The organism is Pseudomonas wayambapalatensis, from assembly GCF_049942315.1.
Taxonomy (GTDB): Bacteria; Pseudomonadota; Gammaproteobacteria; order Pseudomonadales; family Pseudomonadaceae; genus Aquipseudomonas; species Aquipseudomonas wayambapalatensis.
In genome coordinates, this window is record NZ_JBNFMU010000141.1 from 1 (window position 1) to 15,528 (window position 15,528).

Consider the following 15,528-nt stretch of genomic DNA (forward strand, 5'->3'; position numbering starts at 1 on the left):
TGTGGGAGCGGGCTTGCCCGCGAAGGGGCCAGCAGGCACACCTTCATCGCAGCTCCCGGCCATTCGCGGGCAAGCCCGCTCCCACAAGGTTCTCGGGCTCTGCGTGCTGGCCATCACCCTGGCCGGCTGCGTCGGCCTGCCTGACCAGCGCCTGGCCAACGAGGCCCTCAAACGTGGCGACACCGCCACCGCCGAGGCCAACTACAAGGCACTCGCCGACCTGGGCTACAGCGACGCACAGGTGGGCCTGGCCGATATCCAGGTCGGCACCCGCGACCCGGCCCAGCTCAAGCAGGCCGAAGCCACCTACCGCGCCGCGGCCGCCTCCTCGCCACGTGCCCAGGCACGCCTGGGCCGCCTGCTGGTGGCCAAGCCCGACAGCACCCAGGCCGAACGCGAGGAGGCCGAAACCCTGCTCAAGCTCGCGGCCAGGCAAGGTGAGGGCAACACCCTGATCCCGCTGGCGATGCTCTACCTGCAGTACCCACAGAGCTTCCCGAACATCAATGCCCAGCAACAGATCGACCAATGGCGCGCCGCTGGCAACCCCGAGGCGGGCCTGGCCCAGGTGCTGCTGTACCGCACCCAAGGCACCTACGACCAGCACCTGGGCGAGGTGGAGAAGATCTGCAAGGCCGCGCTGAACACCACTGACATCTGCTACGTGGAGCTGGCCACGGTCTACCAGAAGCGCGCCCAACCCGACCAGCAGGCCGCCCTGCTCGACCAGCTCAAGGCCGCCTATGCCCGCAACGCGGTGCCTGCGACACGGGTCGACAGCGTCGCCCGCGTGCTCGCCGACCGCAGCCTCGGCCAGACCGACGAAAAAACCGCCAAGGACCTGCTCGAACACGTCGCCCCGGCCAACCCGGCATCCTGGGTCAGCCTTGCGCAACTGCTCTACGACTTCCCCGAACTGGGCGACACCGACCAGTTGATGGCCTACATCGACAAGGGCCGCAAAGCCGAGCAGCCACGCGCCGAGCTGCTGCTGGGCCGCCTCTACTACGAAGGCAAGACCGTCCCGGCCGATGCCGTGAAAGCCGAGCAACACCTGCAGGCCGCCGCCGACGCCGGCGAAATCAGCGCCCACTACTACCTCGGCCAGCTCTACCGCCGCGGCTACCTGGGCCATGTCGAGCCGCAGAAGGCCGTCGACCACCTGCTCAGTGCCGCCCGTGGCGGCCAGCTCAGTGCCGACTACGCCCTGGCCCAGCTCTACAGCGAAGGCCACGGCATCCGCCAGAACACCGGCAACGCCTGGGTATTCGCCCAGCTCGCCCAGGTCAACCCGACGCCGCAGTCCAGCGAACTGCTGCAGCAACTCGACCAGCAACTCACGCCCGACCAGCGCAGCCAGGCCCAGCGCCTGCTGGAGCAGGAGAAAAAGGCGCGCGCCGGGATGCTCCAGGCCAGCAACAGCCCGCTGGCCCTGGACGCCCTGCAAGACGAGAAAGACGAGAAAGACGTAGACGCCGAGGACTCGCTATGACGCTCAACCCCTTCGTGAAAGCCGGCATCGGCCTGAGCTTCGCCCTGCTGTGGTCGCTGCCGAGCCTGGCCGCGGAAACCGCGGTGAAGAATTTCGGCCTGGATGTGAAGGTCACCGGCCAGTCCGAGGACGACCGTGACCTGGGCACCCGCTCCGGCGGCGACGTCAACGGCCTGGGCCTGGACCTGCGTCCCTGGGTGTACGGCGAGCGCGGCAATTGGAGCGCCTTCGCCATGGGCCAGGCGGTGACTGCCACCGACATCATCGAAACCGACACCCTGCGCCAGAACGACGACGGCACCGCCGTCGACACCGGCGACGACAGCCGCAAGCCCGACAAGAGCTACCTGGCCCTGCGCGAATTCTGGATCGGCTACAGCGGCTTCACGCCCTACCCCGGCGAACAGTTGCGCTTCGGCCGCCAGCGCCTGCGCAGCGACGACGGCATGTGGCGCGACACCAACATCGAGGCGCTGAACTGGAGCTTCGACACCACCCTGCTCAAGGCCGACCTCGGTGTCGCCCAACGCTTCAGCGAATACCGCACCGACCTCACTGAGCTGGCCCCCGAAGACAAGGACCGCACGCACGTCTACGGCAACATCGCCACGCAGTGGACACCCGGCCACTGGGTCGGCCTGCGCGCCCACCATACCCATGACAGCGGCAGCCTGAAGAACCCCGGCGAGACCGTCGATGCCCTCGACAAGACCCGCACCGGCGACCTCACCTGGCTGGGTCTCGAGGCCAACAGCGACGCCTACAACTGGCGCAACGACCACACCATCAACTACTGGGGCAGCGTCACCTGGCTGACCGGCAATCGCGACAGCCTCAGCAGCCAACTGGTGGGCGAAGACCAGATCGCCACCGGCAAGCAGAGCGGCGACGTCAATGCCTGGGCCACCGACCTCGGTATCCGCCTGCGCCTCGACCCGCAGTGGCAGGTCGGCGCGGCCTATGCCCGTGGCAGCGGTGGTGGCGGCAGCGATGGCTCGAACAACTTCGAGCAGACCGGCCTTGAGAGCAACCGCTCCAACTTCACCGGCACCCGCTCGCGCGTGCACCGCTTCGGCGAGGCCTTCCGCGGCGAGCTGGGCAACCTGCAGGCCGCGACCCTGTTCGCCTCCTGGCAACTGCGCGACGACTACGACGCAAGCTTCATCTACCACAAGTTCTGGCGCGTCGATGGCAACCAGAACATCGGCTCCAGCGGCATCAATGCGGTGGTCAACGACGATGGCATCAACCGTCCGCTGATCAACGGCGAGAAGGACCTGGGCCAGGAGATGGACGTGGTGGTCACCAAGTACTTCAAGCAGGGCCTGCTGCCCGCCTCGCTGAGCCAGTCGATCGACGAGCCGTCGGCCCTGGTACGCCTACGCGCCGGTGTGTTCAAGCCCGGCGATGCCTATGGCAAGGAAGCGGACTCGTACATGCACCGCGCCTTCGTCGACGTGATCTGGCGCTTCTGAGGCCGGGAGAAGACCGTTATGAACCTACACCCGAACCTCCGCCACAGCCTGCTCGCCGGCGCCCTGCTGCTGGCCAGCGGCATGGCCGCCGCCGCCCAGCCGGCGGTGATCGCCAAGGAGCTGCAACAGGCCAAGACCTACACCGTCGCCAGCGCGCCGATCGAGCCGCTGCAGATGGATCCGCCCAAGCTGCCCGACCTCTCCGGCTACACCGCGCAGGCCGTGCAACAGAAGATCGACCGCCGCCACAAGGGCAAGGTCAGCGTGCGCCGCATGCTCCAGGAAGAGTCGCTCAAGGAATTCATCGGCGGCGACAACAAGGCCGCCGAGTGGGTCCAGCGCCAGCACGGCATCCCCCAGGCGATCTTCGTCGATGACGGGCATGTCGACCTGGTCGAACTGAGCAAGAAGGTGCCTGCCCAATACCTGCGCGAAACCTCGCCGGGCGTGTACCTGGCGCGCCTGCCGATCGTGGTCGGACGCAAGGGCGTGCTGGAGATCGACGGCAAGGTCAAGGAACTGCGCCTGTCCCAGGAGGGCGGCTCGTTCATCGTCAACGACGGCAAGCTGTTCGTCAGCGATACCCAGGTCACCGGCTGGCGCGAGCAGGCCAACGGCCCGGCAACCTTCCGTTCGCCCAAGGAATTCCGCCCGTTCCTGCTCAGCTGGGGCGGCACCGAGACCTACATCGTCAACAGCAAGATGGCCAGCTTCGGCTATGCCAAGTCCAAGTCGTATGGCGTGAGCATCTCGCAGTACACCCCCAACATGGCCAAGCAGATGGGCCGCCCCGAACCGACCGGCTGGATCATCGGCTCGGAGTTCAGCGACATGTGGTACGGCTTCTACTGCTACGAGACCCGCGACTTCGTGGTCAAGGACTCGACCTACCGCGACAACATCGTCTACGGCATCGACCCGCACGACCGCTCGCACCGCCTGATCATTGCCGGCAATACCGTGTACGGCACCAAGAAGAAGCACGGGATCATCGTCTCGCGTGAGGTCAACGACAGCTGGATCATCAACAACAAAAGCTACGACAACAAGCTCTCGGGCGTGGTGATCGACCGTAACAGCGTCAACAACCTGATCGCCTACAACGAGATCTACCGCAACCACACCGACGGCATCACCCTCTACGAGAGCGGCGACAACCTGATCTGGGGCAACAAGCTGATCAACAACCGTCGCCACGGCATCCGCGTACGCAACAGCGTGAACATCCGCCTGTACGAAAACATCGCCATGGCCAACGGCCTGGTCGGGGTGTACGGGCACATCAAGGACCTCTCCGACACCGACCGCGACATCGCCCTGGACCCGTTCGACACCAAGGTCTCGCTGATCGTGGTTGGCGGCGAGCTGGCGGCCAATGGCTCCGGCCCGCTGTCGATCGACTCGCCGCTGTCGGTGGAGCTGTACAAGGTCTCCATGCTCGCCCCGCGCAAGTCCAGCGGCATCAGCCTCAACGGCGTGCTCGGCGAGCGCCAGGACGAAATCCTCGACCTGCTGGTACGCCAGCAGAAGGCCGTGCTGATCGACCCGGTCGAACGCCAGACCGAAATGATCGATTAAGGAAGCCCAGACCATGACCCCACACCTGATGAAACTGCTCGGCCTGTCCGCCGCCCTCCTGGCCATCAGCCAGGGCGTGCGCGCCGACGACGTGCAGCCACCGAGCTTCAGCGCCGAGCCGTGCTGCCAGCTGTGCCCCGAGGCCCACGACGCCAGCCGCTACACCACCCGCTACCAGCAGAACTTCACCACCCTGGTGCAGGCCCAGGGCGACTGGCTGTTCCGTACCCGCGAAGACCTGCGCACCGAATTCGACACCACACCCGGCGGCTACAAGCGCCTGCAGCAGGTGCACGATGCCTTCAAGAAACGCGGCGTGGAGCTGGTGGTGGTCTACCAGCCGACCCGTGGCCTGGTGAACCGCAACATGCTCAAGCCCGAGGAAAAGGCCGCCTTCGACTACCAGAAGGCCCTGCACAACTACCAGGCGATGCTGCAGCGCTTCGCCCGGATGGGCTACAACGTGCCCGACCTCTCGCCCCTGACCAACGAGCAGCTCGCCGCCGCCGACCAGGGCAAGGACTTCTACTTCCGCGGCGACCAGCACTGGACGCCCTACGGCGCCCAGCGCGCAGCGAAGATCGTGGCCGACACCGTGCACCAGATGCCGGCTTTCGAGGGCATTCCACGCAAGGAATTCGAGACCCGGAAATCCGGGCGCATGGGCAAGACCGGCACCCTGCACAACGTCGCCGGGCAGCTGTGCGGCACCAGCTACGCGGTGCAGTACATGGACCAGTTCGCCACCGAGCCCAAGGGTGGCGCCAGTGGCGGCGACGACCTGTTCGGCGACTCGGGCAACGCGCAGATCACCCTGGTCGGCACCAGCCACAGCGGCAAGAACTACAACTTCTCGGGCTTCCTGGAGCAGTACATCGGCGCCGACGTGCTCAACGTCGCCTTCCCCGGTGGCGGCCTGGAAGGCTCGATGATCCAGTACCTGGGCAGCGAAGAATTCCACAAGAACCCGCCGAAGATCCTGATCTGGGAGTTCTCGCCGCTGTACCGCCTCGATCAGGAAACCATCTGGCGGCAGATCCTCGGACTGCTCGACGACGGCTGCGACGACCGCCCGGCGCAAATGAGCGCCAGCACCACACTCAAGCCAGGCAAGAACGAGCTGATGGTCAACGGCAAGGGCGGCGTGATCAAAGACCTGGTCAACCGCAATCACCAGCTCGACATCCGTTTCGAGGACACCTCGGTCAAGGTCCTGCAGGCCACCCTCTGGTACCTGAACGGCCGCCACGAGGACATCAAGATCGAAAAACCCGAGACCTCCGACACCGACGGACGCTTCGTCTTCCAGATGCGCGAGGACGAAGACTGGGCCAGCCAGAACCTGCTGGCCCTGGAAGTCCAGGGTCCGGAAAACGGCACCCAGAAAGTCGAGGCCAAGCTCTGCAAACGCAACAACTTCGCCGGCAGCGCGCGCAACACCGCGCAAGCCGGCCAGTGAGGCGAACATGACGACAACGAAGCGAACCTTCAGCCCCGCCCTGCTCGCGCTGGCCCTGTTCGGAGGTGCCGCGCAGGCTGCGCTGGTGCCCCCGCAGGGTTACTACGAGGGCATCGAGAAACTCAAGACCAGCGACGGCAACTTCACCTGCGAAGCCGCGCCCAAGCCCTACACCGGCGCGCTGCAGTTTCGCAGCAAGTACGAGGGCTCGGACAAGGCCCGGGCAACGCTCAACGTCGCCTCTGAAAAAGCCTTCCGCGACTCCACTGCCGATATCACCACCCTGGAGAAGGGCGTCAGCAAGATGGTCGGCCAGTACATGCGCGACGGTCGCCCGGCCCAGCTCGATTGCGTGCTGACCTGGCTCGGCACCTGGGCACGCGCCGATGCGCTGGAGTCCACCGACTTCAACCACACCGGCAAGTCCATGCGCAAATGGGCGCTGGGCAGCATGAGCGGCTCGTGGCTGCGCCTGAAGTTCTCCAACTCCCAGCCACTGGCCGCGCACCAGGCCGAGGCCGAGCTGATCGAGAAGTGGCTCGCCAAGCTGGCGACCCAGACCGTACGCGACTGGAGCGACCTGCCGCTGGAGAAGATCAACAACCATAGCTACTGGGCGGCCTGGTCAGTGATGGCCACGGCAGTGGCGACCGACCGGCGCGACCTGTTCGACTGGGCAGTGAAGGAATACAAGGTCGGCGCCAACCAGGTCGACGACCAGGGCTTCTTGCCCAACGAGGTCAAGCGTCGCCAGCGCGCGCTGGCCTACCACAACTACGCCCTGCCGCCGCTGGCGATGATCGCCAGCTTCGCCCAGGCCAACGGCGTGGACCTGCGCAAGGAAAACAACTTCGCCCTGCAGCGTCTGGGCGAAGGCGTGCTGGCCGGTGCCCGCGATCCGGTGCACTTCGCCGAGCGCGCGGGGGTCAAGCAAGACCTCAAGGACCTCAAGGTCGACAGCAAGTACGCCTGGCTCGAGCCCTGGTGCGCGCTGTACCAGTGCGTCGGCGACACCCTCGAGCGCAAGCACGACATGCAGCCGTTCAACAGCTTCCGCATGGGGGGCGACATGACCCGGGTCTACGACCCGAGCGCGGAAAGCAAAAAATGAAGTGACCCCTGTGGGAGCGGGCTTGTCCCGCGATTGCGTCCGACTGGACAACACCGGCGAATCGACTGACGCAATCGCGGGACAAGCCCGCTCCCACAGGGACCAAGGTGATCCCCCGCATTTTCGTGGGGGGTTTGGGGGGCGCTGTGCCCCGGATGCTGTGAACAAAAAGGAGAACCGGGATGGTCTTCTCGTCCAACGTGTTCCTGTTCCTGTTCTTGCCGGTTTTCCTCGGCTTGTACTACCTGAGCGGGAACCGCTATCGCAACCTGCTGTTGCTGGTGGCCAGCTACATCTTCTACGCCTGGTGGCGGGTAGACTTCCTGGCGCTGTTCGCTGGCGTCACCCTGTGGAACTACTGGATCGGCCTGAAAGTCGGCGCCGCCGGCGTGCGCACCAAGCCGGCCCAGCGCTGGCTGCTGCTGGGCGTGGGCGTGGACCTGGCGATCCTCGGCTACTTCAAGTACGCCAACTTCGGTGTCGACAGCCTCAACGCGATCATCACCTCGTTCGGCCTTGAGCCGTTCATCCTCACCCATGTGCTGCTGCCGATCGGTATCTCGTTCTATATCTTCGAGTCGATCAGCTACATCATCGACGTGTACCGCGGCGACACCCCGGCCACGCGCAACCTGATCGACTTCGCCGCGTTCGTGGCGATCTTCCCGCACCTGATCGCCGGCCCCGTGCTGCGCTTCAAGGACCTGGTCGATCAGTTCAACAACCGCACCCACACCCTGGACAAGTTCTCCGAAGGCTGCACTCGCTTCATGCAGGGCTTCATCAAGAAAGTGTTCATCGCCGACACCCTGGCGGTGGTCGCCGACCACTGCTTCGCCCTGCAGAACCCCACCACAGGCGATGCCTGGCTGGGCGCGCTGGCCTACACCGCGCAGCTGTACTTCGACTTCTCCGGCTACAGCGACATGGCCATCGGCCTGGGCCTGATGATGGGCTTTCGCTTCATGGAGAACTTCAAGCAGCCCTACATCAGCCAGTCGATCACCGAGTTCTGGCGGCGCTGGCACATCAGCCTGTCGACCTGGCTGCGCGACTACCTGTACATCACCCTGGGCGGCAACCGCAAAGGCACCTTCGCCACCTACCGCAACCTGTTCCTGACCATGCTGCTGGGCGGCCTGTGGCACGGCGCCAACTTCACCTACATCATCTGGGGTGCCTGGCACGGCATGTGGCTGGCAATCGAACGGGCGCTGGGTATCGACACCAACCCGCAGCGCTTCAACCCGGTCAAGTGGGCCTTCACCTTCCTGCTGGTGGTGGTCGGCTGGGTGATCTTCCGCGCCGAAAACCTCGAAGTGGCCGGGCGCATGTACGGCGCCATGTTCAGCTTCGGCCAGTGGCAACTGTCGGAACTCAACCGCGCCCAGCTCACCGGCCTGCAGGTGGCCACGCTGATCGTCGCCTACCTGACCCTGGCGTTCTTCGGCCTGCGCGACTTCTACCGCAACGCAACGCCACCGGCCGCCCCGCGCATTCCGGCGCAAGTACATGGCGACGGCACGCTGAGCCTGGACTGGACCCGGGTCATGACCCGGGCCCTGGTGCTGCTGCTGTTCGTGGCCTCGATCCTCAAGCTTTCGGCGCAGAGCTACTCGCCGTTCCTGTACTTCCAGTTCTGAGGTGGATGACATGAACCGCACACTTCGCATCACCTATTCGCTGTCGTTCCTCGGCCTGCTGGTGGGCCTGGGCGCCTGGTCGGTCGGTGGCCTGGACAGCTTCAACCGCACCGGGCAGATGACCCTGCTCGACGGCAAGCTGGCCAAGGCCGCCGAAACCCACTACGACGACCAGTTCCCGATCAAGCGCCTGGGCACCAACCTCTGGGCCGCACTGGACTTCAAGCTGTTCAACGAAGGCCGCCCCGGCGTGGTGCTGGGCCGCGACCAGTGGCTGTTCAGCGATGAAGAGTTCAACCCCACCGCCAATGCCGACCACCTGATGCAGGACAACCTGGCGCTGATTCGCGGCGTACGCGACACCCTGCAGCGCCAGAACATCCAGCTGGTGCTGGCGATCGTGCCAGCCAAGGCACGCGTCTATGACGAATACCTCGGCAAGCAGGCACCTGCCAGCCTGCATGCGGACCTGTTCAACCAGTTCCACGCCCAGGCCCGCCAGGCCAACGTGTTCGCCCCCGACCTGCTGGCCCCGCTGGAGAAGGCCAAGGCCCGCGGCCAGGTGTTCCTGCGTACCGACACCCACTGGACGCCCATGGGCGCCGAAGTGGTCGCCCAGGCGATCGCCGAGGGCGTGAAGCGCCAGCAACTGCTCGAAACCGAACCTCAGGCCTACATCACCGAGGCGGGCAAGACTGCGCCATACAAAGGCGACCTGACCAACTTCCTGCCGCTCGACCCGCTGTTCAACAACTTGCTGCCCCCCCCGGACAACCTGCAGCAGCGCACCACCCGCCCGGCGCAAAGCGAAGGCCAGGGCGATGACGCGCTGTTCGCCGACAGCGCCATCCCGGTGGCGCTGGTGGGCACCAGCTACAGCGCCAACCCGCACTGGAACTTCCTCGGCGCCCTGCAGCAGGCGCTGCACAGCGACGTCGCCAACTACGCCGAGGACGGCCACGGTCCGCTGCTGCCGATGCTCAAGTACCTGCAGAGCGACGCCTTCAAGAACGCCCCGCCACAGGTCGTGGTGTGGGAGTTCCCCGAGCGCTATCTGCCCATGAAGAACGACCTCAGCAGCTTCGATCCGCAGTGGATCGCGCAACTGAAGAACACCCGTAAATCCGAAGAAAACCTGGCCCTTTCGTCCAACCGGACGGACCACTGAAAGAGAGGAACACGCACATGACTCACAAGCCATCCATCGCCAAAGCCCTCACCCTCGCGGCCGGCCTTTCCCTGGCTTCGCTGCAGGCCTTCGCCGGTGCCGACGCTGCACTCTATGGCCCTAGCGCCCCGAAAGGCTCGACCTTCGTGCGCCTGTACAACGCAAGCTCCGCGCCCACCGCAGCCTCGGTCGGCAATACCCAGATCAAGCAGGTCGGAGCCCAGGCCAGCAGCGACTTCAGCTTCCTGCCCGGCGGCGACTACACCGCCCAGGTCGGCGGCAAGAGCGTGCCGGTCAAGCTGGCCTCGGACACGTACTACACCCTGGTCAACAACAACGCTGGCAACCCGCAACTGATCGAGGAGCCACCGTTCAAGAACAAGCAAAAAGCGCTGGTGCGCGTGCAGAACCTCAGCGACCAGTCGCTGACCCTGAAGACTGCCGACGGCAAGACCGAAGTGGTCAAGGCGGTGGCCGCCAAGGGGCGCGGCGAGCGTGAAATCAATCCGGTCAAGGTCAACCTGGCCCTGTTCGACGGCAACAAGAAAGTCAGCGACGTCAAACCCGTCGCCCTGGAGCGCGGCGAAGCGGCCGTGCTGTATGTCACCGGTTCCGGCAACAGCTTGTCGCCGGTGTGGGTAACTCGCCCCGTGGCTAGCAACTGATCCCCCTGCCTCTAAACGACTATTGGAGAAACATGATGATCCCGGTAATTCTTTCTGGTGGTAGCGGTTCGCGTCTGTGGCCTCTGTCGCGCAAGCAGTTCCCCAAGCAGTTCCTGGCGTTGACCGGCGAACACACACTGTTCCAGCAGACCCTCCAGCGCCTGGTGTTCGAGGGCATGGACACCCCCATCGTGGTCTGCAACAAGGACCACAAGTTCATCGTCCAGGAGCAGTTGGCGGGCCTGAAGCTCGAAACCCAGGCCATTCTCATGGAACCCTTCGGCCGCAACACCGCGCCGGCGGTGGCGATGGCTGCGATGAAGCTGGTCAATGAGGGCCGCGACGAGCTGATGCTGGTGCTGCCCGCCGACCACGTGATCGAGGACCAGAAAGCCCTGCAACGCGCCCTGGCCCTGGCCACCGTGGCGGCCGAGCGCGGCGAGATGGTGCTGTTCGGCGTGCCGGCGACCAAGCCCGAGACCGGCTACGGCTACATCCGCTCCAGCCAGGACGCCCTGCTGCCCGAGGGCGTGGCGCGGGTCGCGCAGTTCGTCGAAAAACCCGATGAGAAACGCGCCAACGAGTTCGTCCGCGCGGGGGGCTACTTCTGGAACAGCGGCATGTTCCTGTTCCGCGCCAGCCGCTTCCTCGAGGAGTTGAAAAAGCATGACCCGGACATCTACGACACCTGCCTGCTGGCCCTGGAGCGCAGCGACGAAGAGGCCGATGTGCTGAGCATCGACGAAGCCACCTTCGCCTGCTGCCCGGACAACTCCATCGACTACGCGGTGATGGAAAAGACCCAGCGTGCCTGCGTAGTGCCGCTGTCGGCCGGCTGGAGCGACGTGGGCTGCTGGTCGTCGCTGTGGGACGTGCACGAGAAGGACGACAACGGCAATGTCACCAAGGGCGATGTGGTGGTGCAGGACAGCCACAACTGCATGATCCACGGCAACGGCAAGCTGGTGTCGGTGATCGGCCTTGAGAACATCGTCGTGGTCGAGACCAAGGACGCGATGATGATCGCCCACAAGGACAAGGTCCAGGGCGTCAAGCAACTGGTCAACACCCTCGACCAGCAAGGCCGCAGCGAGACCCAGAACCACCTCGAGGTGTACCGCCCATGGGGTTCCTACGACTCGGTGGACATGGGCGGACGCTTCCAGGTCAAGCACATTACCGTCAAGCCCGGCGCCAGCCTGTCGCTGCAGATGCACCACCACCGCGCCGAGCACTGGATCGTGGTCAGCGGCACCGCCGAGGTGACCTGCGACGAGAACGTGTTCCTGCTGACCGAGAACCAGTCGACCTACATCCCGATTGCCTCGGTGCACCGCTTGCGCAACCCCGGCAAGATCCCGCTGGAGATCATCGAAGTGCAGTCCGGGAGCTACCTGGGCGAGGATGATATCGAGCGCTTCGAGGATGTGTATGGGCGCACGTCCACGCCGGTGGAGCGTGGGGTTTCGGTGAAGACCATCGCGCAGTAATTTGAGCAAGTACCATCGCGGGGCAAGTGAGAGAGGTACATTACCGCTGTGGCGTGCCCTGCGATGTTCTGTTCAAACCTTTCCGTTCGGTAATGGGAGCGAGGCTGTATATCGAGGATCGTTGATACATCAATCAGGCTCATTGAATATCAGGCCCGAGCGCGGAAAGCCGACCTGTCGCTCAGGCAAGATCAACGTGAAAACGACCTGCAAATGATAGCGTGCCGGTTCCATCGCCTCTCAGCGGCGCCGTAAAGAGACGGCAGGAAAATTCGTTTGGCGTACTGACCAAATCGAAAATCGTACCCTCTTCTCCGTACGCATAGGGCAAATCGCGATTGTCGATTTCCATATTTAGAATATTCGTGCGTTCCGGTGACTCAGGGTTATACACAAAAGTCAAAACGATGCCGCCGGAATCATCCCTAGCCTCAACGGTCCTCTCATCATCAAAGTCATAGACACTCACTCTGCGAATATCGACTTCGTATGTTTTCTCTACCTCGCCATCAAGCTCACGAGTCAACACACCCTTAAAATAGCTAGAATCAACTTTCACTTCTGTGACTTTATGTTTTGCGATCATGAGAAACTCTCCTGAGAAAAACAGCACTCGCAACTTAGCTCGGCACAATACCTCTACAACTAGCAAAGTTAATAGCCTGTGTCGGTATTCTGCTTGCAAGATGCCCTGGTCTACATTGAACTGTGGCCAGACGCACGGCCTGGGTCCGAAGCTCGTCTGACGCACGGGGAACGTATGTCACTCAGTCTTTAGTGGTCTCGACATCAAAGACGCCTTCAACCACCACTTGCTGGCCCAACAAGGTCTGGGCACGAAACTTGAAAGATGTGCACCGCGCAAAATTTCGACCATTGACGAAGCCCTCAACGGCGCCCTCGATATTGTGCACAGAGGGACGTACTTCTCCCCGACTACCCATGAGGCCAGTGAAGCGATTGACCTCGACTGTCCTCGGAGTGCTAGAGAAGCCAGTGGTCATGGCTAGCGACAACCATTTCTTTCGGTCCGGGAAGGTGCCGATGACTTCAACTTCACCTCGATCACTGGTCACCCAAGATTCGGTAAATTGCAGAACCTCTTTTCCTGGCTCCCCGCCTTCGCCATAGGTGATGGTGATCTCGTACTTCTTACCCGCCGTGATCGTGCTCACCTGATCAATTTTCAGAATATCCTCATTCATGATGTAGGCTTCTCCTGTCGCTCAGTCGCTGTTGGAAAGTGCGCGACAACGATCAAGAGACTATCAATATCTACGTGAACGCGAACCTGACAAAAATACCAGGTTTACCAAACGTGGCGGATGGTCAGGCAGACAGCCTTCTTGCGACTTGGCGCCACTGCCGCCAAGATGGGCAGATCCTTGCACGGAATCTGCGCACATGATCATCGGCGCCTTTCTCATCCTCACCTGGCTGGTCCTGCTGCTGCGCTACCCGGCCAAGGCCCTGCCGATTTCCATGGCCGCCGTGTGCGGCCTCGGCCTGGTCGCGCTGTTCGTGGTCTGGCAGGACAGCCGCGAGGCCTCGCAACTGGCCCGCCTCGATCTGCGCCTGAGCTATGCGCCTGACCAATGCCCCGCCGACCGCGCCCTGCAAGTGCGGATGAAAAACGGCAACAAGGCACCGCTCACCGAACTGCGCTGGCGGGTTGCCGCCTACGCCCCCGGCGATACGGTCAACCTTGCCGAAAACACCTATGCCGCGCCGCGCTATCGCGGGCCCGGTGAGCTGCAGCCCGGTGCCGAATGGACAGACTGTCTGCCATTGCCGCCGCTGCGCTCCGGGTATCGTGCGCAGACCCTGGAGTTTCGTGCCGAGCACCTGCAAGGTACATTTGCCAATTGACCGGGCGACCGCGTCGACCTTTTCGCGGGCAAGCCCGCTCCTACAGATACCTTGGCCGTGGGAGCGGCGGTTCGGCGCTCCGACTTGCCCGCGAAGAGACCGGTGCAGACGCTACACACCTCACCTGAAAGCAGACCCTGACCATGCCCACCGTCCTCATCACCGGTTGTTCCAGCGGCATCGGCCGCGCCCTGGCCGATACTTTCCGCGATGCCGGCCACCAGGTCTGGGCCACCGCCCGCAAGCCTGAAGATGTCGAGCGCCTCGCCAGCGCTGGCTTCGTCGCCCGGCAACTGGACGTCAACGACCCGCAGGCCCTGGCACGACTGGCCGAGGAATTGCCGGAACTCGACATCCTGATCAACAACGCCGGTTACGGCGCCATGGGCCCGCTGCTCGACGGCGGCGTCGAAGCCCTGCAGCGCCAGTTCGAAACCAATGTGTTCTCGCTGGTCGGCGTAACCCGCGCCCTGTTCCCGCTGCTGCGCCGCTCCAAAGGCCTGGTGGTGAATATCGGCAGCGTGTCGGGGGTACTGGTCACCCCGTTCGCCGGCGCCTACTGCGCCTCCAAGGCCGCCGTGCATGCGCTGAGCGACGCCCTGCGCCTGGAGCTGGCACCGTTCGGGATCCGGGTGATGGAAGTGCAGCCCGGGGCGATCGCTTCACAGTTCGCCAGCAATGCGCAACACGAAGCCGAGCAGGTACTGGCAGCGGATTCGCCGTGGTGGCCGCTGCGCGAGCAGGTGCAGGCCAGGGCCCGCGCCTCGCAGGACAGGCCGACCCCGGCGGCGACCTTCGCCCAGGGATTGCTGGCAGCCACACGCAAGACGCCGACACCGGCGCTGGTAAGGCTGGGCAATGGCAGCACCGCCTTGCCACTGATGGCGCGGCTACTGCCGCAGCGGTTGCTGGACAAGGTGTTGCGCAAGCGCTTCGGGTTGTTGCGGCCGCTTTGAAGCGGTAGTGGATTCTTCGCGGGCAAGTCGGGGCGCCGAACCGCCCACACAGGGATTGGGCTGGTCTTTGGATTTTGAACAAGACAGTTGCCCACACGGGACAGGCATGAGTACCTGGGATCTCTGGCGTCTCCAATGCGCTGCGCATTGTTCCAAAATCAGAAAATATGACTTTCCTGTAGTCCATTTCCCAAAGATACTCCCACCGCCTTTTTTCCGTTGCGGCCCCTTGGGCAGCGCTCTAGTCTCGGCGCGTCGTTGCACATCAACGACACAGCTTTGACAGGCTGTGATGGAAAATCGTATGCGGCTAGTCCTTTATGGCAGCTGTACGTGCGGGCACGCTTGCGTGCGCCGGAACTTTACGATTTTCACCGGTCTGTCAACCCACGTACGGCTGCCACCCTTCTGTTTGACAGCAGACAGGTGGTCGCTCCGCAAAGGAAAATCGTAATGTTAAAGATCGTCCCCGACCCACCCCACAACAACCACTCCCTCGAAGACACCATCATCCAAGCCACCGAGTACGCACTCTGCGCACAAACCGTGGCCCATCAAGCGGTCCTCCTCCAACCCAAGTCCCCCGTCTCGCTCCTGGTAATGGCTGCCATTCATGAAATGG

13 protein-coding genes are annotated in these 15,528 nt (G+C 63.7%); 11 read left to right on the forward strand and 2 right to left on the reverse strand.

The window, feature by feature from the left end; genetic code table 11:
• The first annotated feature begins 61 nt into the window (after positions 1–61).
• The 9 genes from algK to ACPZMI_RS08785 all read left to right on the forward strand — a co-directional run bounded on the left by algK (position 62) and on the right by ACPZMI_RS08785 (position 12,081).
• Entirely contained in the window at positions 62–1,492 is a 1,431-nt protein-coding gene (algK, locus tag ACPZMI_RS08745) for an alginate biosynthesis TPR repeat lipoprotein AlgK (RefSeq protein WP_426352053.1), read from the forward strand.
• On the forward strand, positions 1,489–2,967 hold the full coding sequence (locus ACPZMI_RS08750; protein WP_426352048.1) for an alginate export family protein: 1,479 nt from the start codon (positions 1,489–1,491) through the stop codon (positions 2,965–2,967). The genes algK and ACPZMI_RS08750 overlap by 4 nt, the downstream gene beginning before the upstream one ends.
• Before the next feature lie 18 nt (positions 2,968–2,985).
• On the forward strand, positions 2,986–4,545 hold the full coding sequence (algG, locus tag ACPZMI_RS08755; RefSeq protein WP_426352049.1) for a mannuronan 5-epimerase AlgG: 1,560 nt from the start codon (positions 2,986–2,988) through the stop codon (positions 4,543–4,545).
• Between the two features lie 13 nt (positions 4,546–4,558).
• Positions 4,559–6,004 (forward strand): alginate O-acetyltransferase, encoded by a 1,446-nt coding sequence (locus tag ACPZMI_RS08760; RefSeq protein WP_186668133.1) that lies wholly within the window; start codon positions 4,559–4,561, stop codon positions 6,002–6,004.
• A gap of 7 nt (positions 6,005–6,011) precedes the next feature.
• Positions 6,012–7,115 carry a mannuronate-specific alginate lyase gene (locus ACPZMI_RS08765; protein ID WP_426352050.1) on the forward strand — a complete coding sequence of 368 codons (1,104 nt, stop codon included), beginning with the start codon at positions 6,012–6,014 and terminating at the stop codon, positions 7,113–7,115.
• A 182-nt stretch (positions 7,116–7,297) separates the two neighbouring features.
• Entirely contained in the window at positions 7,298–8,758 is a 1,461-nt protein-coding gene (locus tag ACPZMI_RS08770) for an MBOAT family O-acyltransferase (protein WP_186668138.1), read from the forward strand.
• Positions 8,759–8,768: 10 nt separating this feature from the next.
• Positions 8,769–9,926 carry an alginate O-acetyltransferase gene (locus ACPZMI_RS08775; RefSeq protein ID WP_426352051.1) on the forward strand — a complete coding sequence of 386 codons (1,158 nt, stop codon included), beginning with the start codon at positions 8,769–8,771 and terminating at the stop codon, positions 9,924–9,926.
• Between the two features lie 17 nt (positions 9,927–9,943).
• A complete protein-coding gene (locus ACPZMI_RS08780) occupies positions 9,944–10,591 on the forward strand; it encodes an alginate O-acetyltransferase AlgF (RefSeq protein ID WP_186668142.1) in 648 nt (215 codons plus the stop codon).
• A gap of 35 nt (positions 10,592–10,626) precedes the next feature.
• Positions 10,627–12,081 carry a mannose-1-phosphate guanylyltransferase/mannose-6-phosphate isomerase gene (locus tag ACPZMI_RS08785; RefSeq protein ID WP_054894908.1) on the forward strand — a complete coding sequence of 485 codons (1,455 nt, stop codon included), beginning with the start codon at positions 10,627–10,629 and terminating at the stop codon, positions 12,079–12,081.
• Between the two features lie 181 nt (positions 12,082–12,262).
• Here ACPZMI_RS08785 and ACPZMI_RS08790 read toward each other — a convergent pair whose 3' ends face one another.
• Positions 12,263–12,667, reverse strand: a complete 405-nt coding sequence (locus ACPZMI_RS08790) for a hypothetical protein (protein ID WP_426352052.1) — start codon at positions 12,665–12,667, stop codon at positions 12,263–12,265.
• 181 nt (positions 12,668–12,848) lie between these two features.
• A complete protein-coding gene (locus tag ACPZMI_RS08795) occupies positions 12,849–13,286 on the reverse strand; it encodes a hypothetical protein (protein WP_411383206.1) in 438 nt (145 codons plus the stop codon).
• A gap of 199 nt (positions 13,287–13,485) precedes the next feature.
• On the opposite strand from ACPZMI_RS08795, the gene ACPZMI_RS08800 reads away from it, so the two are divergent.
• Together ACPZMI_RS08800 and ACPZMI_RS08805 are read left to right on the forward strand one after the other, a co-directional pair.
• Positions 13,486–13,950: a multidrug transporter gene (locus tag ACPZMI_RS08800; RefSeq protein ID WP_186718736.1), complete on the forward strand. Its 465-nt coding sequence runs from the start codon at positions 13,486–13,488 to the stop codon at positions 13,948–13,950.
• A gap of 143 nt (positions 13,951–14,093) precedes the next feature.
• Positions 14,094–14,906 carry an SDR family oxidoreductase gene (locus ACPZMI_RS08805; protein ID WP_411383207.1) on the forward strand — a complete coding sequence of 271 codons (813 nt, stop codon included), beginning with the start codon at positions 14,094–14,096 and terminating at the stop codon, positions 14,904–14,906.
• Positions 14,907–15,528: the final 622 nt, after the last annotated feature.